Below are 23,882 nucleotides of genomic sequence, written 5' to 3'. Positions count from 1 at the left end.
GTTGAACCGTGGAACAACAGGTCATCAGCCTTGACGGGCTCGGATACGAGCCATCCGACATGCAACGTTGGGTGCACGAAGCACCCAAAAGCAAGAATCGTACGCCCTTCGAACGCGACCGGGCGCGCCTTGTGCATTCTTCTGCGTTACGTCGCCTGTCAGACAAAACTCAAGTATTGGGACCCTCCAGTAACGACTTTATTCGTAACCGACTGACCCACACCCTAGAAGTCGCCCAAGTCGGCCGCGAACTCGGAAAAGCCTTAGGGTGCGACCCCGACGTCGTAGACACGGCATGCCTTGCACACGACCTCGGCCACCCACCCTTCGGGCACAACGGCGAACGAGCCTTAGCAGAGATCGCACAAGACATCGGCGGCTTTGAAGGCAACGCACAAACCCTGCGGATCCTAACCCGACTAGAAGCCAAAGTCTTTTCGCCCGTGGGAGTCCCAGCAGGACTGAACCTGACCCGCGCCAGCCTCGACGCTTCAGTGAAATACCCGTGGGGATACACAAACCGCCCCCACACTAACGGGAAAACAACCCACAAATTTGGTGTATACGTTGACGACCAACGCGTCTTCGACTGGCTGCGCGAAGGCGCACCCGAAGGCAAAAAATGTATGGAATCGCAGGTCATGGACCTCGCAGACGACATCTCATACTCCGTACACGACGTCGAAGACGCAATAGCAGGTGGCACCCTCGACCTAGCAATGCTGCGCGCAGACGAAGAACTCGAACGCGTCATCGACGTAACAAAACAATGGTACGGAGAATCCGTCACCGACGAGGAACTACGCGCAGCCTTCGGCCGCCTCGCAGCAGACAGCCTACTCGTCACCGACTTCGACGGGTCACGACGATCCCTAGCCGTCCTCAAAGACGCAACAAGCCAACTCATCGGCCGGTTCGCCCAAGCCTCACAAACAGCAACCCGCGACACATACGGCGACGGACCACTCACCCGCTACAACGCAGAACTGATCGTCCCACAAGAAACAAACGCCGAAATCCTCGTCCTGAAAGGACTCGCAGTCGCCTACGTTATGGCACCGCGAGAACACCAACGCACCTACATCAACCAACGCGAAATCATTCAAGACCTCGTCAAAGCACTCACCATCCACGGAGCAGATGCACTCGAACCAGCATTCCGCGGAGACTGGCACGTGGCACGCGACGACGCAGCGAAACTCCGCGTCATCATCGACCAAGTAGCATCACTCACAGACGTCAGCGTACTGCGCTGGCACGAACGCTACTGCCAAAAAGGCGAACAGCTCTTCCTCTAACCCCAATAACACAACCCACATGACGTGTTACATACATCTTTGGCTGTGTTTCTTCATACAAGCCCCCACAACGCCTAGAATGAGCACGTGGCTGGGCTAATAAAACGCGAAGACGTAGACGCGGTACGTGAACGCACACGAATAGAAGACGTCGTTGGTGAACAAGTCACGCTCAAAACAGCAGGCGTAGGGTCAATGAAAGGGCTCTGCCCATTCCACGACGAAAAAACCCCATCATTCCACGTACGACCACAAGTAGGCCGCTGGCACTGCTTCGGATGCGGCGAAGGCGGAGACGTCATCTCCTTCGTCATGAAAATTGACGGACTCGGCTTCTCAGACGCAGTCGAACACCTCGCCTCCCGCATCGGACTACAACTACGCTACGAAGAAGGCAGCGAACGCTCCCCAGACGAACAACCAGGACGCCGACAGAGGCTCCTAGAAATGCATCGCATAGCCACCGCATACTACCAAGAGCAACTCCACACACCAGAAGCCGTCACAGCACGCGCATTCCTCCACGAACGCAGCTTCACAAAAGAAGACGCCGAACACTTCGGCGTAGGCTACGCCCCACAAGGCTGGGACAACCTCTACAAAGTGCTGCGCAGCAAAGGCTTCACCGAGCAAGAACTCAACATCTCCGGCCTCATGTCCCAAGGAAACCGAGGCAACTACGACCGGTTCAGAGGCCGACTCATGTGGCCAATCCGCGACGTCACCGGAGAAACCATCGGATTCGGAGCACGCAGACTCTACGAAGACGACCAAGGGCCAAAATACTTAAACACCCCAGAAACCGCCCTATACAAAAAATCATCAGTCCTCTACGGCATCGACCTCGCAAAACGCGAAATAGCGAAAACAAAAAAGATCGTCGTCGTCGAAGGCTACACAGACGTCATGGCCGCACACCTATCAGGCGTAACAACCGCCGTCGCAACCTGCGGCACCGCATTCGGCAGCGACCACGTACGCTTCGTCCGCCGACTCATCGGCGACACCAACGCCGGCGGGGGAGTACGCCTACCCAACGGCGGCACCGTAGGCGGAGAAATCATCTTCACCTTCGACGGAGACGCAGCAGGCCAAAAAGCAGCAATACGCGCATTCGGCGAAGACCAAAAATTCTATGCACAAACCTTCGTAGCAGTAGAACCAACCGGCATGGACCCCTGCGACCTCCGCCTAAAAAAAGGCCCACAAGCAGTAAAAGCCCTCATCGAAGGACGCACACCCCTCTTCGCATTCGTCATCCAAACCACCCTCAAAGAATTCAACCTAGACACAGCAGAAGGCCGCGTCGGAGCTCTACGAGCATGCGCCCCCATGGTCGCAGGAATCCGAGACAACGCATTACGCCCCGAATACACGCGCCTACTCGCCGGATGGCTAGGCACAGACTACGAATCCGTACGCAAAGCCGTCAGCTACGCCACACGCAACCCTCAACAACACACAAAACAACGCAACACACACGACGACACCACCGCCACAGAACAAAACAACACACAACTCGGCACCCCAGACATGCGCGACCCCGTCGCACGACTAGAACGCCAAACATTAGAAGTAATCCTGCAACACCCCCACGCGCTCGCTGCACAAGTGATTGATGCGCTTCCACCGCAAGCGTTTTTGGTTCCGGTGTGGCGTGCAGTGTTCGATGCTGTGCGAGCGGCTGGGGGCCTTACAGAAGCACAACAGTGCACCACGACCGAGTGGGTGGCGTTAGTAGCGCAGAATGCGGCGCAGCCAGTTATTGCGCTTGTGAACGAGCTTGCCGTTGCGCCATTGCCCGAAGACCGCCAAGAAGCTATTGAAGGGTATGCGCAGGGCATTGTGCGGGCGTTCATCGACATGGGAATCACACGACAGATCGGCGACGTGAAAAGCCGGTTGCAGCGTGCAAATCCCCAAACGAACCCGCACGAGTATGAAGCGATCTATCGCACACTGCTTGAACTTGAAGCGCAACGCCGGATGCTTCGCGAAGTCGAATCAGATTAATAAAGTCCGCCCACCGTAAGAGACAACGGTGGGCGGATTTGTGCTGGTAGCAGGTTTCGACCGCACGAGATATTCTGAAATTGTAGGGATCTATCCCGGGCAAGTCTTGAAATAACAGGACGGTTGAACGCCCGGGCCGAGGTCCCTACTTTTTATTTTCTATGGTGCTTGGATGGAATGGGGTCGTAAACTAGTGCGTAGATGGGACCTAATCCTGGGTCAGCTTTGAAATAATAAGCCGTCAGAACACCCGGGCCGAGGGTCCCATCGTTTTTCTGTAGCTTTTGAATACCAACACGGCTAGCCTTGTGGGTAGATGGGACCTAATCCCGCACCAGTCTTGAAATAATAGACCGTCAGAACGTGCGGGCCGAGGGTCCCATCGTTGCTTCATTAAAGACGGGTTTACTGCGCAGTCGTTTGCTGCTCTAAGTCTTTAGCGGTTGCAGCGTTTCCGAGAAATTTTGCTAGATCACGTGCTGCTTGGTCTCCGTCAATACCCGCTACATAGTAGCCGTCAATAACAACATCGTATCCGGCATAAATTCCGGGATCTTCTTCAGCGTCTACAACTAAAAATTGTTTATTTTTGTCGTTCCATGCTCGCGCCCGTGATTGGGCTTCTTCAACAGAAAGCCCAGTGACGTATACGGACGCGATGTTGCTCATGATGCCCACCTTACACATCGGTAATATTCCGCGCCGCACAGAGTTTGGTTCTGCATGGGGTTGACGAGGTTTCTGTAGCGGCCTGCTGTTGGCGGTCCTCGTTGGTGGTGTTTGTTTTATACACTCCCGAAAAAGCGTCTAAAGGCATACCATCAGATATAACCCTTAAATAAGAAAACTGGATGAAAGGCAATGCTTGATGGCCACCCCCGCACTACAAAAGAAACAATTACTCACAGTCCTCGCAGGAATTTTCTCCATAGCATTAAGCGGCTCAGCTCTAAGCGGTTGCGAAGCAACAGACGCAGAAGTGCCTGCTGCTCAAGAAGAGCACGCCAACATGCCTTCTGAAGAAGAAACCACAAAAGCAGCAGAAGAAAAACCCACTGAAGAAGAGACTGCTAAAGAGGAAAAAGAAGCAGTCCCTGCGGAATATACGGCAGCACTTACAACAGCACAAAATTATCTAGAATTCGCACACTTCAGCGAAAAAGGCCTATACGACCAGTTGACAAGCGAATATGGTGAAAAGTTCCCGAAAAAAGCAGCCCAATACGCGGTTGATAACGTCGAAGTGAACTGGAACGAGCAGGCACTCAAAGCGGCCAAGTCATACCGCGAAACTGCGTCTATGTCTGATGCTGGCATTCATGACCAACTCACTAGTGAATACGGTGAGCAGTTCACAAAGAAGCAAGCGGATTACGCTATAAAAAACCTAAACAAATAGAAATAACATTAGGTCCTACCTTCTAAAGCGAAGGTGGGACCTAATGTTTGCGGCAACCGTAATCACTAGTTTTAGCCTTTGGCTACCCTAGTGGCTACCCTAAGCCGGGTGCCGTTTTGCTGTTTCGGCTTAATTGCTGGTGCCCCAAGCAGGACTTGAACCCGCGACCAAGGAATTATGAGTTCCCTGCTCTGACCAACTGAGCTATTGGGGCGCAGGTATAGATTAGCGTGTTTTTCCTCTGTCGTTTAATTCTGTCTCGCATTAACGTGGAGTCTATGTTTGCGAAAAAAGAGCGTCTGCCAGAGAACGTGCGTGCTGTACTACGGAAAACCAAAGCAGAATCACCTTTGGCGTGGACGTCGTATGTAGACGACACAAACCCTGCTCAGGCTGACTCTGACGCGCAAGATACCGCGCTTGAACCACACACGACGATGTGGGCGGTAGCGACTCGAAAAGCTTTGTACTGCGTTAACAGCGAACTCGTTGAAGTTACCAAAATTTCTTGGTGTGACGTTGATCGCGCAGGCTGGGAACCCGCAACCAGGCGTATCAGAGTGTCATTCACCACATCGTTAGGACCGCTTGTTATGCATGTCCCGCAAGAAGTTCCGGTCAGGTTTTTGACTGTGTTGCGCGAACGAGTAGAAAACTCTGTGATTATGAGCGAGACTGTTCCGCTTACTTCTGCGGAAAGTGCACGTGTTGCGGTGCGTCGAGCAGAAACTGGGGATCTCTTTATTCAAGTAGTGTGCGACCCCGGGGTTGACCCAAATGCTCCAGAAGTGATGCGTCTTGTTCACCCTGTCGTCGGACGACTCCGGGAAGTGTCCGGAGCCCACTAAAAAACCTGCTACAGTTTTATCTGCAGCATTCACTGCCGTGCGCTTACACGCATGCGTAGTGAAGCCATGTGGTTACACAATGGTGCAGGTCGAATCACCTGATTTCATTTCCGCACATAACTTGGGTAACCTTGTGGAGCAGCATTCCCGCGTAGCTCAGCGGCAGAGCATCCGACTGTTAATCGGACGGTCACTGGTTCGAATCCAGTCGCGGGAGCGATACAACTAAATACAGCAGTATCACCTTCCCGCGTAGCTCAGCGGCAGAGCATCCGACTGTTAATCGGACGGTCACTGGTTCGAATCCAGTCGCGGGAGCAGTAAAGATCCAAGTTTAACTTGGGTCTTTTTCTTTCCCTATGCGTGTTGTGTACGCATAGAAAACATCGTAGTGATTTTGCACAAAAGCGAGCTGTAGCCTTCGTGGCGTATTCTTTGGCTTCGTCTTTTCATGGAACAATAGGACTCATGGCAATCAGAGAAATTCGTGTTGTACCCGATCCAGTGCTGCGTACCGCATGCGAAGAGATCACCACGATTGACTCGAAGGTGAAAAACCTCGTTGAAGATCTTCTTGAAACCGTAGATATGGAAGGTCGCGCAGGTTTGGCCGCTAACCAAATCGGTGTCAACCTTCGTGCTTTTGCGTGGAACATTGAAGACGACCTCGGGTACATTCTCAACCCTCGAATTGTTGAACTGTCAGAAGATAGGTTCCAAGACGGGGAAGAAGGCTGCCTCTCCGTGCCACGCTTGTGGTACCCCACAAAGCGTGCATGGTATGCCCGAGTCGAAGGTATTGACCTCGATGGCAAAAAAATTATTGTTGAGGGCACAGAATTGATGGCCCGTTGCCTACAGCACGAGACTGACCACTTGGACGGCAAGTTATACCTTGACCGGCTAGAACGTTCCGTGCGTCGTCGTGCAATGCGCGAATTACGGGAGTCTTTGTAACATTTTGCGAAAAAGAGATGCACGAAATTAAAAAATTTCGTGCATCTCAGGCTGGCGCGTTTACATAATTTACGGCAACATAGTTTCAGACAGCACGTATACGCTGGTAGTTCACTTGGACGAGGACGTAGGGGAAGACGGACCTCAACCAAGGAGGAACTGATGACAAGCGTTTTGACGCGCGGTGTCTTCTTCGTGCATTCTGCACCTCGTGCGATGTGTCCACACATCGAATGGGCAGTCACGAACGTTCTTGGCGTACCCGCAAACTTTGACTGGATAGATCAACCTGCCGCACCTAATTTGGTGCGTACAGAGTTCTCCTGGCAAGGGAAACAGGGAAGCGGCGCCAAAATAGTGTCAGCTTTGCGAGGCTGGGACCAGTTACGTTTTGAAGTGACAGAAGACCCCTCTTTTGGTGTAGACGGTTCACGCTGGAGCCACACCCCATCTCTTGGCATATTTCATGCGCACATTGACGTGCACGGTAATGTCATGGTCTCTGAGACTCGGATCCGAACAGCGTTAGAGCATTCACATGACGCATATCGTATGCGTCAAGAGCTTGATCTGGCATTAGGTACCGCATGGGATGAAGAACTCGAACCCTTTAGATTCGCTGGTGACGGTGCCCCAGTGCGTTGGCTGCATTACGTCGGTTAAACCAAAAAATATGGGTGTGGGTGGTAAGAACAGATTCGTTCTTACCACCCACACCCATATAGTGAGCGTTAGAGTGTCACTTACGCGTTTTGGACGACCAGCGCAACGTTGTGGCCACCAAAACCGAATGAGTTATTGATAGCGGCGATATCACCTTGAGGAAGGTCTCGAGGCGTGTCGCGAACAAGGTCAAGGGTTAGTTCTGGATCTGGGTCTGACACGTTAATGGTTGGTGGAGCAACACGGTCGTTGATTGCCAAAACTGTGAAGATGGTTTCGAGCGCTCCAGCACCACCAAGTAGGTGACCTGTGAGTGACTTCGTCGCAGACAAAGCAACGTGGTCGGCTTCGTCTGCTAGGAGTGTGCGGATCGCGCGTGCTTCGATGAGGTCACCAACAGTGGTTGATGTGGCGTGTGCGTTGACGTGATGAATATCAGAGTAGTCAATGCCGGCGCGGCTTACAGCCATCTTCATTGCTGCGATTTGGCCTTCACCGTTAGGTTCAGGTGACGTCAAGTGATATGCGTCTGAAGACAAGCCAACACCAGAAATCTTCGCGTACACGCGTGCACCACGCGCTTTAGCGTGTTCAGCGCTTTCGAGCACGACGATACCGGAACCTTCACCCATGACGAAGCCGTCACGGTTAATGTCGTAAGGGCGTGACGCTCCCTGTGGGTCGTCGTTGCGTGTTGAGAGCGTGCGTGATGCGGCAAAAGCAGCCAATGGCATGGGGTGTAGGCATGCTTCGGTTCCACCGGCTACCACGATGTCGGCACGCCCAGATTGGATCATGTCGACGGCATATCCGATTGCTTCAGCACCAGAAGCGCAAGCTGATACGAGTGCGTGAGCACCTGCTTTAGCACCGATTTCAAGCTCAACGTATGCCGACGGTGAGTTTGGCATGAGCATCGGTACAGTCATAGGAAGAACTCGGCGTGCGCCACGCTCTTGAAGAGTGTCCCACGCGTTGAGGGTAGTCCAAATGCCACCGATTCCAGAAGACACGACAGTGCCGAGGCGGTGTGGGTCTACTTCAGGTGACCCAGCGTCAGCCCATGCTTCGCGGGTTGCGATGATCGCGTATTGCGCGGATGGGTCCATGCGTTTGATGTAAGGACGGGGAAGCACATCTTCGGGGTTTACTGCGATTTGTGCAGCAAAGTTAACGTTGATGCCGTACTTTTCTGCCCAGTCATTATCTAAAGTGCGGGCACCCGATTGGCCAGCGAGTGCGGCCTTCCAGGTAGACGCCACGTCTCCGCCAAGGGGAGTGGTGGCACCGAGTCCAGTAACGACGACTTCTGGGACGGTTGACATGGTCATCTCCTCGAAAACTAGTTAGGGATTATGGGTGTGGGGGCAGCCTAACGCCGCCCCCACGCGAGACAAACTTACGCCTGTGCTCCGTTGATGAAGTTCACAGCGTCGCCAACAGTGTTGAAGTCTTTTGCAGCGTCGTCTGGGATGGTGACGTCGAACTTGTCCTCAGCGTTGGTAACAATCGTCATGATTGCGAGTGAGTCGATGTCAAGGTCATCTACGAATGACTTCTCAGCGGTGATGGTGTCTGTTGGAAGACCGGTCTCTTCAGCAACGATTTCTGCGAGGCCTGCGAGGATGTCCTGCTCTGTGTAAGCCATGATTTCTCCTTGTTATCTTTCTGTTTTTTTAAAGCTACTTCAGCAGTGAACTTAGGGAAGCACAACTACTTGAGCGGCATAAACGAGACCAGCACCAAACCCAATTTGTAGGCAGAGGTCACCGGACTTCGCTTGTCCTTCTTCGATTAGACGGTCGATTGCTAGCGGAATGGACGCGGCAGAGGTGTTACCTGTGTCTGCGATGTCACGTCCAACAACGACTGAATCGGGAAGGTTGATCTGTTTGATCATCTGATCGATGATACGCATATTTGCTTGGTGAGGAACAAACACGTCAATGTCTTGCGGGGTGAGGCCTGCGGCAGCAATTGCTTCGAGTGCGATTGGTGCCATTTTGAAGCTCGCCCATTTGAACACGGATGGTCCGTCTTGGCGTAGTGTTGGCCAACCAAGTTCTGGCTTGTCGCGCAGTTCGTCCCATGCGTGTGTTTGGTAGATTGCGTCGGCTCGTGCACCGTTGGAACCCCACACGGTTTTTCCGATACCGGGTTGGTCTGATGGGCCGACGATGACTGCTCCTGCGCCGTCTCCGAGGAGGAACGAGATTGAGCGGTCCGTTGGGTCAATGAAGTCACTCATTTTTTCGGCACCGATAATGAGTACGAATTTTGCTGCGCCTGATCGTACGAGTGCGTCAGCTTGCGCGATTCCGTAGGTGTAGCCTGCACACGCTGCGGAGATGTCGAACGCAGCCGCTGGTGTTGCCCCGATTTTGTCGGCGATGATTGCTGCCGCTGAAGGTGTTTGGTGGAAGTGCGTTACCGTGCTGACGATGACCGCACCGATTTCGGTTGGGTCGATGCCGGCTTTTGCGATGGCTTTTTCTGCGGCGCGTACAGATAAGTCGATGACTGTTTCGTGGTTGTGTGCGCGGCGACGCGTAACAATTCCGGTGCGCTGACGGATCCATTCGTCGGAGGAGTCAATCGGGCCAGCGATATCGTCGTTGGTGACAACGTTTTCTCCGCGTTCTGCGCCAAAAGCGTAGATTTTGGAGAAGGCTGATCCTTCGCTTTGCTTCAGTGAAGTCATGGCAACTTTCCTTAGACGGGAATCTTATTTGGTGTGTTGGCTGATGAAGGCGCGTGCAGCGTCAAGGTCGTCAACTGACTTGATGGGGAGGTATTCAACCCCTGGCATGGAGCGTTTTGCTAGGCCTGAGAGCACTCCACCTGGTGAGAGTTCTAGTAGACCTGTGATGCCTAAACCAGTGAGGGTTTCTTGGCAGAGGTCCCAGCGCACGGGGTTCACGATTTGGTGGGTGAGTGTGTCGAGTACGTCTTTGCCGACACCGTGATTGTTGGCCCCTGCAGTGAATGCTTCTCCGTTTTTGTTGGAGAGCAAGGAGATAATTGGGTCTGCGGCAGGCCATTGCGCTGCGATAGGTGCGAACTGGTCGTGTGCGCTTTGCATGAATGGGGTGTGGAAAGCTCCAGCAACTTTGAGTGGCATGACACGTGCGCGAGCGGGTGCGTTGGCTGCTAGGCGTGCGAGAGAGTCGAGGTCACCGGCGGCGACTACTTGCCCTGAAGAGTTCACGTTTGCGGGGTGCAGTCCGGCGGCAGTGATTGCTTCGAATACTTCTTCTGCGACTCCACCAACAACGGCAGACATGCCTGTTGGGGTGGCTGCGGCAGCTTCAGCCATGAACCGTGCACGGTGAGAAACTAAACCGACGGCTGAAGCGTCAGTGAGGACTCCTGCTACTGCGCTGGCCGCAAATTCTCCAACGGAGTGGCCTGCTGCTACTGCGACGTGGGCTTGTACATCGTCGGCTGTTGGAAACAATGCGCGCAACGAGATGAGGCTGGCGGCAACAATTAGCGGTTGCGCAACCGCGGTATCGCGGATTGTTTCAGCGTCGGATGTTGTTCCGTGAGCGATTAAGTCTAGGTTCGCTGCGTCGCTGAATGTTTCGAGTTGCTCTTTGACGCCTGGAAGGGCAAGCCATGGTTCGAGCATTCCTGGGGTTTGAGAGCCCTGTCCCGGGCACACTACTGCTAGCACGCTTCAACTCTGCCTGATGTTTCGTTGTATCGGTAGGTACTGACGCACACAAGTGTGTTCCACTGTTTTGTAGGGTTTCCACAAACGTAGAGGAAAAACCGCCGTAGAATGCGCCTTTGAGGGGTGATTCATTTGGTGCTGTGCTCCAAAATCACACTTCTGTATCGAGGAAGCTACTCGATCGGGAGTCGTCCAGCTGCTAACGCCACTTGGAGGACGAACGATTCACGGGCATCAAGTGGGTCCCATCCGGTTAGTTCTGCAACTTTTCGTAGGCGGTAGCGCACAGTGTTGGGGTGTACGTATAAGTCTCGTGCTGCGCCTTCGAGGGAGCGGCCTGTTCCGAGATATGCGGAAAGGGTTTCGAGGAGTGCTCCACCTGCTTGCGATAGAGGTGTGTAGGCTTGCGCAACGAGTGAGGAGCGTGCGAGTGGGTCGCCGATGAGCATGCGTTCGGGGAGAAGTTCGTCGGCTGCTACTGGTCGTGGCGCGTTGGGCCATGCTGCTACTGCTTCAAGTCCTGCAAGTGCTGCTGAAGCGGAGCGCGGTGCGTCGTCGAGGTTAGAAACGATGGGTCCGATGATCACTGGACCGGGTCCAAAGCGTTGTGCGAGGCCTTGCGCTGCGGTGAAGAGGTCTCCGTCGCCACCGAGGACGAGCACAATGCGGTCACCTTGAATGCCTACGAGAACGTCTTGGACGATGCGGCGGGTTGCGCGGCGTAGGTCGGCTGCTTTGAGGTCGTCGAACTGTGAAGTTGTGGAACCTACAACCACAACAACGTTGCCAACTCCGCTCCACCCTAGAGCGGAAACACGTGAGCGGAGTGTTTTGTCGCGGTCTCCGCGCACGATGGCATCGACGACGAGGGCTTCTAGGCGTGCATCCCATGCGCCGCGAACTTCGGCGGCGCGGGCGTACACTTCGGCGGCTTCGAAGGCGACTTCGCGGGAGTAGCGCAGTACTGCTTCTTTGAGGTGTTGTTCTTGCCCGGGGGCGGCTAGTCGGTCTGAGTAGTTTTCTACGACTTCAACGACGCAGCGCACGATTTGTAGTGTGTGCTGTAGGGAGATGGATCGGGTGAGGTCTGGGGGAGCGGCGGAGAACATTTCGCCGGCGTTTTGGATTCCTAATTGTGGGTTTGTGAACCACGAGACGAATGAGGATATTCCATATTGTGCGACGAGTCCGACCCAGGCTCGGTCGTCTTTGGGTAGAGCGCGGTACCACGGCAGGTCTTCATCAAGCTTTTTGAGCGCGGCAGAGGTGAGCAGTCCTGCTCCTTCTTTGACGCGTTGCTGGTTTTGTTCGAGTCCGTCAACGTTGTGTTGCGTTTGGTTGGTCTCTCCTGTTGGCATGCACTGAGCATAACTGTATTTTGTGCATTTCCCACAAAGTGTTTGTGGTAGATGTGCCCACGGGGTGAACTTAACCCTCAAGTTTTCATCAAGAAAACACAAAAACTAGGTACAGTCGAGGTATGGCCATTATGCCCCGAATACGGAAATTACTTGCACGGCCCGCTTCTGCTTCTACTGTTGGTAGGCGCAGGGAATCGGGTCATGTACACAATAATGTGATACAAGAAGATGCTTTACGGGCGATGCTTGCAGACGACCCGAACAATGAGCGTGCGTTCGCTGCTTTGGTTGGAGTTGTGCACCGAAACTCTGCGCAGTCTGACACTGATTCCGTTGACCCACTAGCCGCAGATGCAGCCGATGAGATGGCTAAGCACCGATTAGCGATGTCTAAGTGGGCGTTAGCGGAAGAATTTTCTGGTCACCCACGCGCCTGGTATCCGCTGATTGAACTTGCGCGTTTGTCGTTGCCTAAAGATGTTGACGATGCTGTTCGACGTATTAACGCTGCTGTTGCCCGTGAGAACACGGGTGCCGCTTTAACGGCAGGAATTGGGGCTTTGCTGGAGCATGGTTTGGCTTGCGATGCGTACAACATGGGTATCGCCCATTGGCGCTCTAAGGAGCATATCCCTGCTGCCGGTGTCGCTGTGGTGCGGGCAGCTTTAGGGTGTGACCGGCAAAGCGAGGCACGCAATGCGCTTTCTGAATTGTTGGACAGTGCAAATATTGAAGAAGTAAATATTCTTGATCCACAACTCGTTAACGATGTGGAAGTTTTACATAGATAACCTGCAGTGATGAATTTCTGTGCACTGTAGCAACATAAAAGGGTGGGCCCCGAATCATTGATTCGGGGCCCACCCTTTTTGTCTATGGAAAGACTTATGAATCTCCACCTACTGCACCAGAGGTGCCAGCGTTGACGTTGTGTAGGTCGTACTTAGCAATTGCTTGTGCCTGAAGGTCTGGGGAGACCTCACCACGGCGAGCAAGTTCTTGTAGGGTACGTACAACAACTGATGGGCCATCAATCTTGAAGTAACGACGAGCAGCCGCACGAGTGTCGGAGAAACCGAAGCCGTCTGCGCCGAGAACAGCGTAGTCGCCTGGAATCCACTTGCGGATCTGGTCTTGTACTAGGTGGTCGTAGTCGCTGGTCGCAATGAATGGACCTTGAGCGTCCTTCAGCTTTGCAGTCAAGTACGCTTCACGAGCAGGCTCTTGCGGGTGCAAGAAGTTGTGCTGGTCTGCTGCAATACCGTCACGACGAAGCTCGTTCCATGAGGTTACAGAGTACACATCTGCTTGTACGCCCCAGTCGTCGCGAAGGAGCTGCTGTGCTTCCAAAGCCCAAGCAACACCAACACCGGATGCGAGGAGGTTAGCGCGCGGACCGCCACCAGAACCTGTGGAAACGCGGTGGATGCCCTTGAGGATTCCCTCAGCGTCAACATCTGCTGGCTCTGCTGGCTGAACTGCAGGCTCGTTGTAAATGGTCAGGTAGTACATGACGTTTTGGTCACGACCATCAGAACCATCACCGTACATGCGCTTAATACCATCTTGGATGATGTGCGCGATTTCGTAACCGTACGCTGGGTCGTATTGCACGATCGACGTGTTTGTTCCAGCGATTAGCGGTGAGTGACCGTCCGCGTGCTGTAGACCTTCACCGGTTAGGGTTGTGCGTCCTGCGGTTGCACCCATGATGAAACCACGAGTGAGTTGGTCACCGGCAGCCCAGAACTGGTCGCCAGTGCGCTGGAAACCGAACATCGAGTAGAAGATGTAGAACGGGATGAGCGCTTGGCCGTGGGTCGCATAAGACGTACCAACAGCCTGGAATGCGGCGGCAGAACCAGCTTCGTTAATACCGGTGTGCATGATCTGGCCAGCCTCAGACTCTTTGTAGGAGAGCATGAGTTCACGGTCAACAGCCATGTAGTTTTGGCCAAGAGTGTTGAAGATCTTCGCGCTTGGGAAGATCGAGTCCAAACCGAAGGTACGAGCCTCGTCTGGAATGATCGGAACAATGCGCTTGCCGAACTCCTTGTCCTTCATGAGTTCCTTGAGGAGACGCACGAAAGCCATAGTTGTTGCGACTTCTTGGTTACCTGAACCGCGCTTGACAACGTCGTATGCCTTGTCAGCAGGCAAGTTCAACGCTTCATGGTCGTGACGACGCTCTGGCACGAAGCCACCGAGCTTGTTACGACGGTCAATCATGTACTGAATCTCTGGGGAGTCAGCGCCAGGGCTGTAGTACGGAGGAAGGTACGGGTTCGCCTCAAGTTCAGCATCCGAGATCGGGATGTTCAGCGAGTCACGTAACACCTTGAGCTCGTCAAGGGCAACCTTCTTCTTCTGGTGCGTTGAGTTACGACCAGCGAAGCCTGAACCAAGACCATAACCCTTAATCGTCTTCGCGAGGATGACGGTTGGCTGGCCAGTGTGTGAGCGCGCTGCCGCATATGCTGCATACAGTTTGCGGTAGTCGTGGCCACCACGCTTGAGTGCCCAAATCTCGTCGTCGCTCATGTGCTCAACGAGTTTCTTGGTGCGTGGGTCGCGGTTGAAGAAGTTCTCGCGAACGAAAGCGCCGTTGTTTGCCTTGTACGTTTGGTAGTCACCGTCTGGTGTGACGTTCATGAGGTTGACAAGAGCACGGTCCTTGTCAGCGTTGAGGAGGACATCCCACTCGCGGCCCCACACAACCTTGATGACGTTCCAGCCAGCACCCTTAAAGAATGCTTCAAGTTCTTGGATGATCTTTCCGTTACCACGAACAGGACCATCAAGGCGCTGCAAGTTACAGTTCACAACGAATGTGAGGTTGTCCAACTGCTGTTGTGCAGCGAGTTGGAGCATACCGCGTGACTCTGGCTCGTCCATTTCGCCGTCGCCGAGGAACGCCCACACGTCTTGCTGTGAGGTGTCTTTAATACCGCGGTTGTGCAGGTACTTGTTTGTCCATGCCTGGTAGATAGCGGATGCTGGGCCCAGACCCATCGACACAGTCGGGTATTCCCAGAAATCTGGCATCTGGCGTGGGTGTGGGTAAGAAGGAAGACCCTTACCAAACCCGCCGTGTGAGTGCTCCTGACGGAAACCATCAAGCTGGTCTTCGTCGAGACGCCCTTCAAGGTAGGCGCGCGCATACACACCAGGAGATGCGTGACCTTGGAAGTAAACGGAGTCACCGCCACCTGGGTGGTCTTTTCCGCGGAAGAAGTGGTTAAGGCCTACTTCGTACAGAGTAGAAACGGATGCGTAGGACGAAATGTGTCCACCAACACCGATCTCTGGTCGTTGTGCACGGGTAACAAGCACAGCAGCGTTCCAGCGAATCCACGACCGGTACCGACGCTCCATAACCTCGTCGCCGGGGAAGTATGGCTCATCGTGAACACCAATAGTGTTCACGTATGGCGTGGTAACAGGGTTCGGGATCGAAACGCTACGTTCGCGTGCACGCTTGAGCAGGCTTAACAGGATGTAGCGGGCACGAGGTCCGCCTTCTTCATCGATGAGCCCATCGAGGGATTCAACCCATTCAGCGGTTTCCGCAGGGTCAATATCTGGGACTTGGCTCAGAAGACCGTTAATCAGCGGCCCTGATTCTTCGTACGCAGCCACAACCATCCTCACTAGTCGTGAGCAATAAAGGGATCAAGCCCATTGCTCTTCTTGCCGGCGCTTGTGCTGACGCAACGTGGGTAGTGAGATGCCGCGTCTAAACCGGTTTTGCCTTCATTGTTGTCACTGTTGCGTGTTCATTTCCAGTTAGAGCCACTAAAACTGGGCGTGACGTTCACGACATCACCCTGTTTTTAGGTCTAAAGACTCTCAAAGTTGGAGAACAAACTCGCTAACAGTAGTCATTTCACCTTACCTATAAGTGGCCCTCACCTAAAGGTGAACAGTGGTGACCATGGTCTCGTTAAACTTTTTCGGGTGTTTCTTTGCAACAATCCCGTATTATGCTCGATTTTTAGGTTAGGTTTGCGCTAAGCACTTCTAAGGAAATTCCTAGATGTTGGAAAGGAAACGCATCACAGTGGCAGCGAATGCTGACTCTCCGGTCGTCGAACGACTCGGCTTTGAGCAAGGTTTTGTCGTCCAAGAATTTGGTTGGGGCGAAGACGTCGATCAAGAACTTCGCGAATCAATTGAGAGTCTTACAGATAACGAGTTAGCAGACGAAGATTACGATGACGTCACTGACGGTGCCATTGTATGGTGGCGTGAATTCGACGGTGACCTCGTAGACATGCTCGTCGACGTACAGACAGTACTGGACGACGGCGCAAGCATCTGGATCTTCTCACCTAAGCCAGGCCGAGACGGACACGTCGAACACAACGACATCCAAGACGCAGCACACACTGCCGGCCTACACGCAATGTCAACATTCTCAATTGCACCAGACTGGTCGGCAACAAAACTCGCACACCGAGGACGTGGACGCTAAACATGACAATTGAAGTAGGACAACTAGCCCCAGACTTCGAACTGTCAAACATCCACGGCACACCCGTGCGGCTCTCAGAACTGCGCGGCAGCAACGTCCTTGTGGTGTTTTACCCATTCGCTTTCTCAGGTATCTGCACTGTTGAACTATGCGAGTTGCGAGACAACTTCGAACTGTTCCAAGACTCACGTGTAACACTGCTCGCCGTATCGTGCGACCCAATGTTCACACTCAAAGCATGGTCAGAGCACTCAAACTTCGAGTTTGATTTACTCTCAGACTTTTGGCCACACGGCGAAGTCTCCCAACAATATGGCGTGTTCAACGACGAACGCGGCCTCGCAGCACGAGGAAAGCTTTCCTCATCGACGCGGAGGGTGTCGTGCGCTGGGCTGTCGTAAACGCCCCAGGCGAAGCACGCGACTTCGCAGGATACCGCACAGCGTTAGCGGCACTCTAACAAGCAGCAACCAACACAACGACGATGCGCACAGTGTGGGCATCGTCGTTGTGTTATGCACACGCCACCCACCATCATGCGGTGAGCGTTTGAACTTTCCAGCCCACACGGCATACTCAAAAGAAACAACCACAAGAATTTCGTGAGTGAACAATGCGAGCATCAACCGGAACATTCCAGGTAGTACACGCACACCGAGAAGCACTACCCGGTAGCGAACCCCTCGGCGTATTCGACATGTTCCGAATAGGCATAGGCCCCTCAAGCTCACACACCGTCGGACCAATGCGAGCCGCACACACCTTCGCACAACGACTCAAAGAAAACCTCCCCACCACCGCGCAACACACCCGACTATCCATAAGCCTGTTCGGATCCCTCGGCGCCACCGGACGCGGACACGCAACAGACCGCGCAGTCATGCTCGGACTCGCCGGATACGAACCCCACAACGTCCCACAAACAGCAGTGTCATCCATAGAACACGCCGTTGAACTCGCAGGCGTACTCTGCCTCAACACAGCCACACACCACGGCGCACCCTGCGCACCAGACTGCCCCACAATCGAATTCAACCAACAAACAGACATCGCCTTCACCCCACGCACAGTCCTACCCGGACACCCAAACGCCCTCACCCTCACAGCAACACACGCTAAACAACACATCCTCAACGCAACGTTCTACTCAGTAGGCGGCGGCTTCGTCGTCGAAGAAATCTCCACTCCAACCCACCTCAAAACAGGCACACAAACACCCCAAGACTCAACCCTCACCGTCCGAGTCACACCCACACCCCACATCCCATACCCCTTCAACACCGCCGAAGACATGATCCACCAAGCCCGCGAACACGGGCTATCCATCTCCGAAATGATGCGCCGCAACGAACAAACAACACACACCCGCGACGACATCTCACACAACCTCGCCCTCATCTGGGACGCCATGAACGCATCCATCAACTCAGGGCTCACCGGACACGGACACCTCCCCGGCGGACTGCGCGTACCCAGACGCGCACCCGCCCTACACCGCAAACTACGCACCGAAAACAGCGCACAAGACCCACTACGCGCCATGGACTGGATCAACCTTTACGCGCTCGCAGTCAATGAAGAAAACGCTGCCGGACACAGAGTAGTTACTGCCCCGACGAATGGGGCGGCAGGAATCATCCCCGCAGTGATTAAGTACTTCATTACGTTTGTGGCACCGGGAGAAGACCACAGCGAAGACATTGAAAACTTTCTACTTACTGCCGCAGCGATCGGTGTGCTGATTAAAAAGAACGCTTCAATTGCTGGCGCTGAAGTGGGCTGCCAAGGGGAAGTGGGCAGCGCTTGCGCAATGGCTGCGGCTGGCCTTGCAGAAGTCCTCGGTGGCACCCCGGAACAGATTGAAAACGCGGCAGAAATCGCGATGGAACACAACCTTGGTTTAACGTGCGATCCGATAGGCGGGCTTGTGCAGGTTCCGTGCATTGAACGCAACGCGATCGGCGCGGTGAAAGCAATCAATGCGGCACGTATGGCGTTGCGTGGCGACGGCGAACACACTGTAAGCCTTGACGTGGTTATTGAAACGATGCGGCAAACAGGGCTTGATATGAACGCCAAATATAAAGAAACATCGACTGGTGGGTTAGCCGTCAACATTGTTGAATGTTGAGGTTGCGCACGGCTAACCCACCATCAGAGTGCTACTTAGTTGAGTCGTCACCTGCGCGGGCTTGAGCGGCACGACGTGCATGATCACGCTGTTCAACGATTAATCGTCGCAGAGATGCGGGAGCGTCTTGGTTGTCCTGTAACCAGTCAGCGACAAGACTGTCAGACGCGTGTGACGGATACAAGCCAACAACGAGACGACGAGCAATCTCGATGCTGCGTGCATTCCACGCTTCGCGAATTCGCGTGAAATATTCAGGCGCATAACTTTCGGTGAGGTCGGTGCGTGAGCCAGCGTTAAACCCGTCAATGACAGCGCTGAGGTGATCATTTGAGAGGGATGTGTCTTCCCATGCGGTCTGCCAGTTAGCGGCACGCTGTTCGCTGGTGGGCTGTGAAGCTAAAGCGCGTAGGTGTGCGGTGCGGCCGTCACCGGTGTTATCGCGGCTCAGTTGATCGTCTGCCTCAACGCGTCCGGCTTGCCCGAGCGTGCACAGCGCGGTGAGCCACTGCCACCGCAAATCGGGGTCTAATGCTAATCCTTCAGGGGCGGGACGTGAGCCAGACAAGATTTCTGCGACAGCGTGTGCGTGTGTGTCAGCGACCGAGGTGATCTCGCCGAGGCTGCGCGCCCACGCCAGCTGTGAGTCACTGGCCGGTGTGGCTGCGGCGAGTGCATCCCATGTGGTATGTGCCCACAGGCTGCGTAGGGTGTTTCGTGAATCTGGTGCAGCGTAGTGTTCGATCGCGTAGAACGTGTTGGCGAGCACTCCGGAAAGTAGCGCACTGTTGTTCTCGTGTGGTGCGTGTTGCGCGACGATGGACACGTATTCGCTGGTTGGTAGCTGTGCGTCTCGTACAGCGTTCCATAAGGCTGACCACAGTAGTGCGCGGGTGAGGGCGGAAGACACGCCTGAGAGGCCTTGTTTTACGGCGTGTAGTGATGTGTCGTCGAGGCGTACTTTCGCGTATGTCCAGTCGTCTTCGTTGATGACACGTAATGCTGCGTCTTCCCAGCCGGGCACCGTGATGGTGTTTGTTTCTTTGTCGATGGTGACGTCGTGCACGGAAAGGGGAGTGAGGTCGTCTTGTGTTGTTTCTTTTTCCCACCCGTAGAGGCCAATGTTGAGTCGGTGTGGTCGTGCAACATCTTGGGTGAGCGTCACGTGCCCGTTGTCTTCGTGTGCGGCAAGGGTGCTCATACCGGTGGTTTCCAGCCATGCTTGCGACCATGCGTGTACATCTTTCCCTGATACTTCTTCAAGGATGACGAGCAGGTCGTTCAGTGTGGTGTTTGCGTATTCGTGGCGGCGGAAGTAGCGTTGCGCGGCTGTGAAGAATGCGTCTTGCCCAACGTATGCGACGAGTTGTTTCAGCACTGCTGCGCCTTTGGCGTAGGTGATGCCGTCAAAGTTGAGTTTCGCTGCTTCGAGGTCGTGGATGTCGGCGACGATGGGGTGTGTTGTGGGGAGTTGGTCTTGCTGGTATGCCCATGCCTTGCGTCGGTTAGCGAAGGTCACCCATGCGTCGGTGAATGTGGTGGCGTGCACGAGTGCGTGTGCACCCATGTAGTCGGCGAAGGATTCTTTCAACCACAGGTCGTCCCACCATTTCATGGTGACGAGGTCGCCGAACCACATGTGAGCCATTTCGTGGAGGATAGTGTTGGCTCGGTTTTCGTGCTGCGACCGGGTTGCTGCACCACGGAATATGTAGGCTTCAGTGAATGTCACTAGACCGGGGTTTTCCATTGCGCCGAGGTTGTATTCGGGAACAAAAATTTGGTCGTATTTACCCCACGGGTATTCGTAGTCGAATGCGGTGGTAAAGAAATCGAGTCCTTGCTGGGTGATTTCGATGATTTCGTGGGAGTCGAGGTGTTCGGCAAGCGACGCACGGCACAGGACACCTAAATCGACGCTTTGAGTGGGGGAGTTCCACACCGCATCAACACGATGGTAAGGGCCTGCAGTTACGCAGGTGATGTAACTGGAGATTGGTTTCGTTTCCGCGAAAGTCACGGTTTGGCTGTTCGACGAGATACGAGTGTCTGTGGCGACACCGTTGGACAGCACACTCCAACCAGTGGGGGCCTGCACCGTGAATGTGTATCGTGCTTTCAAATCTGGCTGTTCAAAACATGCCATGACTCGACGAGAATCCGCAGGCTCATATTGGGTGTACAAGTATGTGTTGTTGTCTGCCGGGTCAACATACCGGTGCATGCCTTCACCTGAACGCGAGTACGCTCCAACACTGTCAACAGTGACAGTGTTGTGTTCTGCAAGTCCGGTCACGTGTATGCGTGAACCATCCCAGTCCACCGCATGATTCTCACCATTCACGGTTACCGAATTCACGGCTTCACCAATGAAGTCAATCCACGTGTTCGGTGTCGTGGCAGTAAACGTCAAGGTTGTGGTGACAGGGAACCCACTGACAGCAGGGTCGGCTGCTTGCGTGAGGTCAAGGTTGACGGCGATCGTTTCAAGGCAGACGGCTTGTGACCGTTGAGCGGTTTCTTCACGTGTAAGGTTTGCAGAACTCATGCCCACCATCATGTCACCCTTTACCCCACACACAGGCCTTGAGGTAGACGGCGAAAGAACATTCAGGGCAAATAAAAAAACCCCACCAGGGGTTCTAATTTTCAAAAGTTATGTGGTGGGCCCTTTCTGAGTGGAAGTTTGGAAAATACTCGCCCTTGTTGGCGCTGGCGCGCTGGGCTGCCTGCCCTGCATCCGTGGCGGGAGTACGAGGCCGATCACAGGTGCAGAATCACATCGGCTTTGACGAGCAACGGAAGATCGTCGCGATCTATCAATCGGGAAAGACGATCAACGCCGTTGCTCGAGAAATCAAACTGCATCGTACGACAATGACCGCGATTCTGGATCTTCACGACGTCTGGCGAGGTAGCCTCTTTGTTAATTCAGTGCAGTGGGAGGATGCCGTCCGGAGCAGCTTGGATTTGGCCCTCAGACTATTGCGACGTTTCTGAAACGGTGTGGCGTTGTGCTACGCGAGCCCCACCAGCGCGGTTGCCGGGCGACATGACGCAGTGTGCTCTTTGGCAAGTCTCATGCTCCGCTGCTCGCATCTGCCATTAGTTGTACTGGCTTGGGCAAGATCGAGTATGTCCCCGTGCCTGCGACGATCGCCGCGAAGTTCTCCCAAAGGCTCGTGCGCAAAGGTCGCTGGGACAGACCATGATGTTTCGCAAGGGCCACCTCCACCGGCTGAACGCGTCCAGGCATCCGTGGTACCGGGCCAAAGCGGTCACCCGAAGGGTGGTCAGTCTCGACAAGGAGGCGGTCGAGCGGGATAGACTTCCAGCCATCATTTGCGCGAATCATCGAGTAGTTGACGGAGAAATAACAGCCAAGAGCTAGGGCGCGTGCCGTTTGCTCGCTATCGCCAAGCCACCAGTGCAGCACTCTCCCGGGCTGGTTACCATGCGCTTCAAGGATGTCAAGTATTTCCTCGCCCGCACGATAGCTGTGGAGGGACAAGATTCTTGGGGTGTGGTCAAGCACGTCCAGTATTGAACCGAGTGTGGCGATCTGACGCTTCATGGGGACGCGCGAGTCTCCATCTAGTCCCACTTCCGAGACGTACGGGGTAGATTCGATCGCCTCCGCAAAGCGACGCTGGTCGTAGTCGCCCTGTGCACGCACGAGAGAAGGATGGCAGCCGACGCCCCATATACTGACTCTGTCGTGGCGATCCCTGACCTTGTCGAACTCGGCTAGCGACCGGGTCGCCACTAGTACAACTGCACCCAGCCGCTCAAGCTCAATTGGCTCAATATCGACTGCGACGTGGGCATGAACATCGAGCGGGGGTAACTCCCTCATCCTAAGTAAGCTCCGATCTCAGCCTGTCCTCGCTGGCAAATCTCCATCGCCTGTTGTGCCGAAAGAGCCGGCGGAAGCGACATCATGATCACAGTCGCTGGCGAGATTGGCTCCACTGCGAAGTCCCGTGCCGCTGTGACTGACGAATGAGAGGTCACATATCGCGCGTATTTAGGATCATCGCTCAGGTATGCGGTGGCATCTTCGACGCCACTGGCATGGAACGATGCTCTGCGCAGAATGCACCCAAAACAGACACCACAATGTGTTCCGCTTGGGACACCTTGGTAGTTCTGGTCGGTGTACGAGCAGGAGTTCGTCGCACTTAAGTACGCCGAGGCGTTATCGTCTCCAAGGAGCTTCTTCACTTGTGTGAACATCTCGCCCTTGGTTACAAACTGGAACGGGTTCTCGATCACCCCGTGTGCCCCCATGGACTCAAGTATTTCTTGAATGCGCCATAGGAACCATGGCTGAGTCGTGCGAGTCGATAGTGCGCCGAGGCGTTCAGGGCCAAGAGGTGGGTTGAGGGAGGCGAAGCCGTTCTCGGGTATCCAAAGCGGCACCTCGGCCTGTGCGGCGACAGCGAGTCCCAAAGCGAGAAACAGGAGCGAGCGAGATCGACTCGATGGCTCACTCGGAAACTCTGTACCATCAGGTTTCTTCTTCGATCGCCCGATGAACTTCCGGTGATGCGCGGCTTGCTTGCCGGGATAGATACTTTCTAGGCGTTTGCGTAGTTCTTTCTGGGGAGCGCTGGCAGCCCCAGAGCTGGCATGCGACACGAAAGTCTGTGTGCCACTGTCACCGAGCAATGATCCTGAGATGAGTGCGCCGCTGCCCGAATCCGCGCCGCCGCTCAGGAGTACCACGCGAGTAGAACTATCGCCGACGAGATACTCGGGCGTAGGGATTGGCGGATAAGCAGTGAACTCGAATCCCCAGTCATCTCCTGTTAGGAAGTTGACTGCCTCGACGAGCGCTGGTTCGACTTTACCCCAGGTGGAAGGGTCGCTCACAGGAACTGAAAGAATGAACCTTCGTCGATTCCAATTGGAACCCCGTGCCTGCCGTCGGATGGTGTGATCGGCAGCATGTATGGCAACTGCGATGCGGGCGAAGTCCCCGTTCAGCGGAGGCACCGGGCCGAGATCGGCAAAGTTCGGCCCGAGCGTGGACTTGAACGAGTCTTGCGGCATGCCGTCC

The 23,882-nt window shown here is 54.5% G+C and carries 19 protein-coding genes, 3 tRNA genes and 1 pseudogene; 12 read left to right on the top strand and 11 right to left on the bottom strand.

The annotated features are described in order from the left end of the window. Nucleotides 1–8 precede the first annotated feature (8 nt). A complete protein-coding gene (locus tag ACR9EC_RS04535) occupies nucleotides 9–1,298 on the top strand; it encodes a deoxyguanosinetriphosphate triphosphohydrolase (protein WP_435300311.1) in 1,290 nt (429 codons plus the stop codon). A gap of 87 nt (nucleotides 1,299–1,385) precedes the next feature. Further along, a complete protein-coding gene (gene dnaG / locus ACR9EC_RS04530; RefSeq protein ID WP_435300310.1) occupies nucleotides 1,386–3,311 on the top strand; it encodes a DNA primase in 1,926 nt (641 codons plus the stop codon). 405 nt (nucleotides 3,312–3,716) lie between these two features. Here dnaG and ACR9EC_RS04525 read toward each other — a convergent pair whose 3' ends face one another. Further along, nucleotides 3,717–3,980, bottom strand: a complete 264-nt coding sequence (locus ACR9EC_RS04525; protein WP_435300309.1) for a hypothetical protein — start codon at nucleotides 3,978–3,980, stop codon at nucleotides 3,717–3,719. Nucleotides 3,981–4,179: 199 nt separating this feature from the next. Here ACR9EC_RS04525 and ACR9EC_RS04520 point away from each other — a divergent pair, with 199 nt between their 5' ends. Beyond that, nucleotides 4,180–4,710, top strand: coding sequence for an Ltp family lipoprotein (locus ACR9EC_RS04520; RefSeq protein ID WP_435300308.1), 531 nt, complete (start codon nucleotides 4,180–4,182; stop codon nucleotides 4,708–4,710). A 137-nt stretch (nucleotides 4,711–4,847) separates the two neighbouring features. Here ACR9EC_RS04520 and ACR9EC_RS04515 read toward each other — a convergent pair. Next, nucleotides 4,848–4,924 (bottom strand) — tRNA-Ile (locus tag ACR9EC_RS04515). Between the two features lie 64 nt (nucleotides 4,925–4,988). On the opposite strand from ACR9EC_RS04515, the gene ACR9EC_RS04510 reads away from it, so the two are divergent. From ACR9EC_RS04510 to ACR9EC_RS04490, 5 genes are all read left to right on the top strand, one after another. Next, entirely contained in the window at nucleotides 4,989–5,558 is a 570-nt protein-coding gene (locus ACR9EC_RS04510; protein WP_435300307.1) for a hypothetical protein, read from the top strand. A gap of 145 nt (nucleotides 5,559–5,703) precedes the next feature. Continuing rightward, nucleotides 5,704–5,775 (top strand) — tRNA-Asn (locus ACR9EC_RS04505). Between the two features lie 29 nt (nucleotides 5,776–5,804). Continuing rightward, nucleotides 5,805–5,876 (top strand) — tRNA-Asn (locus tag ACR9EC_RS04500). A gap of 150 nt (nucleotides 5,877–6,026) precedes the next feature. Continuing rightward, the gene (def, locus tag ACR9EC_RS04495) at nucleotides 6,027–6,515 is read left to right on the top strand and encodes a peptide deformylase (RefSeq protein WP_435300306.1); all 489 of its coding nucleotides are present in this window, start codon (nucleotides 6,027–6,029) and stop codon (nucleotides 6,513–6,515) included. 162 nt (nucleotides 6,516–6,677) lie between these two features. Beyond that, complete coding sequence (locus ACR9EC_RS04490; protein WP_435300305.1) at nucleotides 6,678–7,178, top strand: DUF3145 domain-containing protein; 501 nt, start codon at nucleotides 6,678–6,680, stop codon at nucleotides 7,176–7,178. A gap of 80 nt (nucleotides 7,179–7,258) precedes the next feature. Here the strand turns inward: ACR9EC_RS04490 and fabF are convergent, their stop codons facing one another. The 5 genes from fabF to ACR9EC_RS04465 all read right to left on the bottom strand — a co-directional run bounded on the left by fabF (nucleotide 7,259) and on the right by ACR9EC_RS04465 (nucleotide 12,212). Then, complete coding sequence (gene fabF, locus ACR9EC_RS04485; RefSeq protein WP_435300304.1) at nucleotides 7,259–8,503, bottom strand: beta-ketoacyl-ACP synthase II; 1,245 nt, start codon at nucleotides 8,501–8,503, stop codon at nucleotides 7,259–7,261. Nucleotides 8,504–8,577: 74 nt separating this feature from the next. After that, the gene (locus ACR9EC_RS04480) at nucleotides 8,578–8,826 is read right to left on the bottom strand and encodes an acyl carrier protein (protein WP_435300303.1); all 249 of its coding nucleotides are present in this window, start codon (nucleotides 8,824–8,826) and stop codon (nucleotides 8,578–8,580) included. Between the two features lie 51 nt (nucleotides 8,827–8,877). Then, entirely contained in the window at nucleotides 8,878–9,879 is a 1,002-nt protein-coding gene (locus ACR9EC_RS04475) for a beta-ketoacyl-ACP synthase III (protein WP_435300302.1), read from the bottom strand. A 24-nt stretch (nucleotides 9,880–9,903) separates the two neighbouring features. Beyond that, nucleotides 9,904–10,854, bottom strand: a complete 951-nt coding sequence (locus tag ACR9EC_RS04470) for an ACP S-malonyltransferase (protein ID WP_435300301.1) — start codon at nucleotides 10,852–10,854, stop codon at nucleotides 9,904–9,906. A gap of 173 nt (nucleotides 10,855–11,027) precedes the next feature. Then, complete coding sequence (locus ACR9EC_RS04465; RefSeq protein ID WP_435300300.1) at nucleotides 11,028–12,212, bottom strand: PucR family transcriptional regulator; 1,185 nt, start codon at nucleotides 12,210–12,212, stop codon at nucleotides 11,028–11,030. A gap of 122 nt (nucleotides 12,213–12,334) precedes the next feature. On the opposite strand from ACR9EC_RS04465, the gene ACR9EC_RS04460 reads away from it, so the two are divergent. Next, on the top strand, nucleotides 12,335–13,006 hold the full coding sequence (locus ACR9EC_RS04460) for a hypothetical protein (protein WP_435300299.1): 672 nt from the start codon (nucleotides 12,335–12,337) through the stop codon (nucleotides 13,004–13,006). 94 nt (nucleotides 13,007–13,100) lie between these two features. On the opposite strand, the gene aceE is transcribed toward ACR9EC_RS04460, so the two are convergent. Further along, the gene (gene aceE / locus ACR9EC_RS04455; protein ID WP_435300298.1) at nucleotides 13,101–15,860 is read right to left on the bottom strand and encodes a pyruvate dehydrogenase (acetyl-transferring), homodimeric type; all 2,760 of its coding nucleotides are present in this window, start codon (nucleotides 15,858–15,860) and stop codon (nucleotides 13,101–13,103) included. A gap of 391 nt (nucleotides 15,861–16,251) precedes the next feature. Between aceE and ACR9EC_RS04450 the strand changes: the two genes are divergently transcribed. The 3 genes and pseudogenes from ACR9EC_RS04450 (at nucleotide 16,252) to ACR9EC_RS04440 (ending at nucleotide 18,820) form a co-directional block, all read left to right on the top strand. Further along, nucleotides 16,252–16,689 (top strand): DUF3052 domain-containing protein, encoded by a 438-nt coding sequence (locus tag ACR9EC_RS04450; protein WP_435300297.1) that lies wholly within the window; start codon nucleotides 16,252–16,254, stop codon nucleotides 16,687–16,689. Between the two features lie 2 nt (nucleotides 16,690–16,691). Next, a pseudogene (locus tag ACR9EC_RS04445) lies at nucleotides 16,692–17,149 on the top strand (peroxiredoxin). Between the two features lie 237 nt (nucleotides 17,150–17,386). Further along, complete coding sequence (locus ACR9EC_RS04440; protein ID WP_435300607.1) at nucleotides 17,387–18,820, top strand: L-serine ammonia-lyase; 1,434 nt, start codon at nucleotides 17,387–17,389, stop codon at nucleotides 18,818–18,820. 31 nt (nucleotides 18,821–18,851) lie between these two features. On the opposite strand, the gene pepN is transcribed toward ACR9EC_RS04440, so the two are convergent. The 3 genes from pepN to ACR9EC_RS04425 all read right to left on the bottom strand — a co-directional run bounded on the left by pepN (nucleotide 18,852) and on the right by ACR9EC_RS04425 (nucleotide 23,695). Continuing rightward, complete coding sequence (pepN, locus tag ACR9EC_RS04435) at nucleotides 18,852–21,368, bottom strand: aminopeptidase N (RefSeq protein ID WP_435300296.1); 2,517 nt, start codon at nucleotides 21,366–21,368, stop codon at nucleotides 18,852–18,854. 531 nt (nucleotides 21,369–21,899) lie between these two features. Beyond that, nucleotides 21,900–22,676 (bottom strand): TatD family hydrolase, encoded by a 777-nt coding sequence (locus ACR9EC_RS04430; protein WP_435300295.1) that lies wholly within the window; start codon nucleotides 22,674–22,676, stop codon nucleotides 21,900–21,902. Next, the gene (locus ACR9EC_RS04425; RefSeq protein WP_435300294.1) at nucleotides 22,673–23,695 is read right to left on the bottom strand and encodes a hypothetical protein; all 1,023 of its coding nucleotides are present in this window, start codon (nucleotides 23,693–23,695) and stop codon (nucleotides 22,673–22,675) included. The genes ACR9EC_RS04430 and ACR9EC_RS04425 overlap by 4 nt, the downstream gene beginning before the upstream one ends. Nucleotides 23,696–23,882 lie beyond the last annotated feature (187 nt).

The sequence above is a fragment of the Timonella sp. A28 genome (genome assembly GCF_051200815.1).
Taxonomy (GTDB): domain Bacteria; phylum Actinomycetota; class Actinomycetes; order Actinomycetales; family Cellulomonadaceae; genus Timonella.
This window is presented reverse-complemented; position numbering and strand designations above follow the sequence as displayed.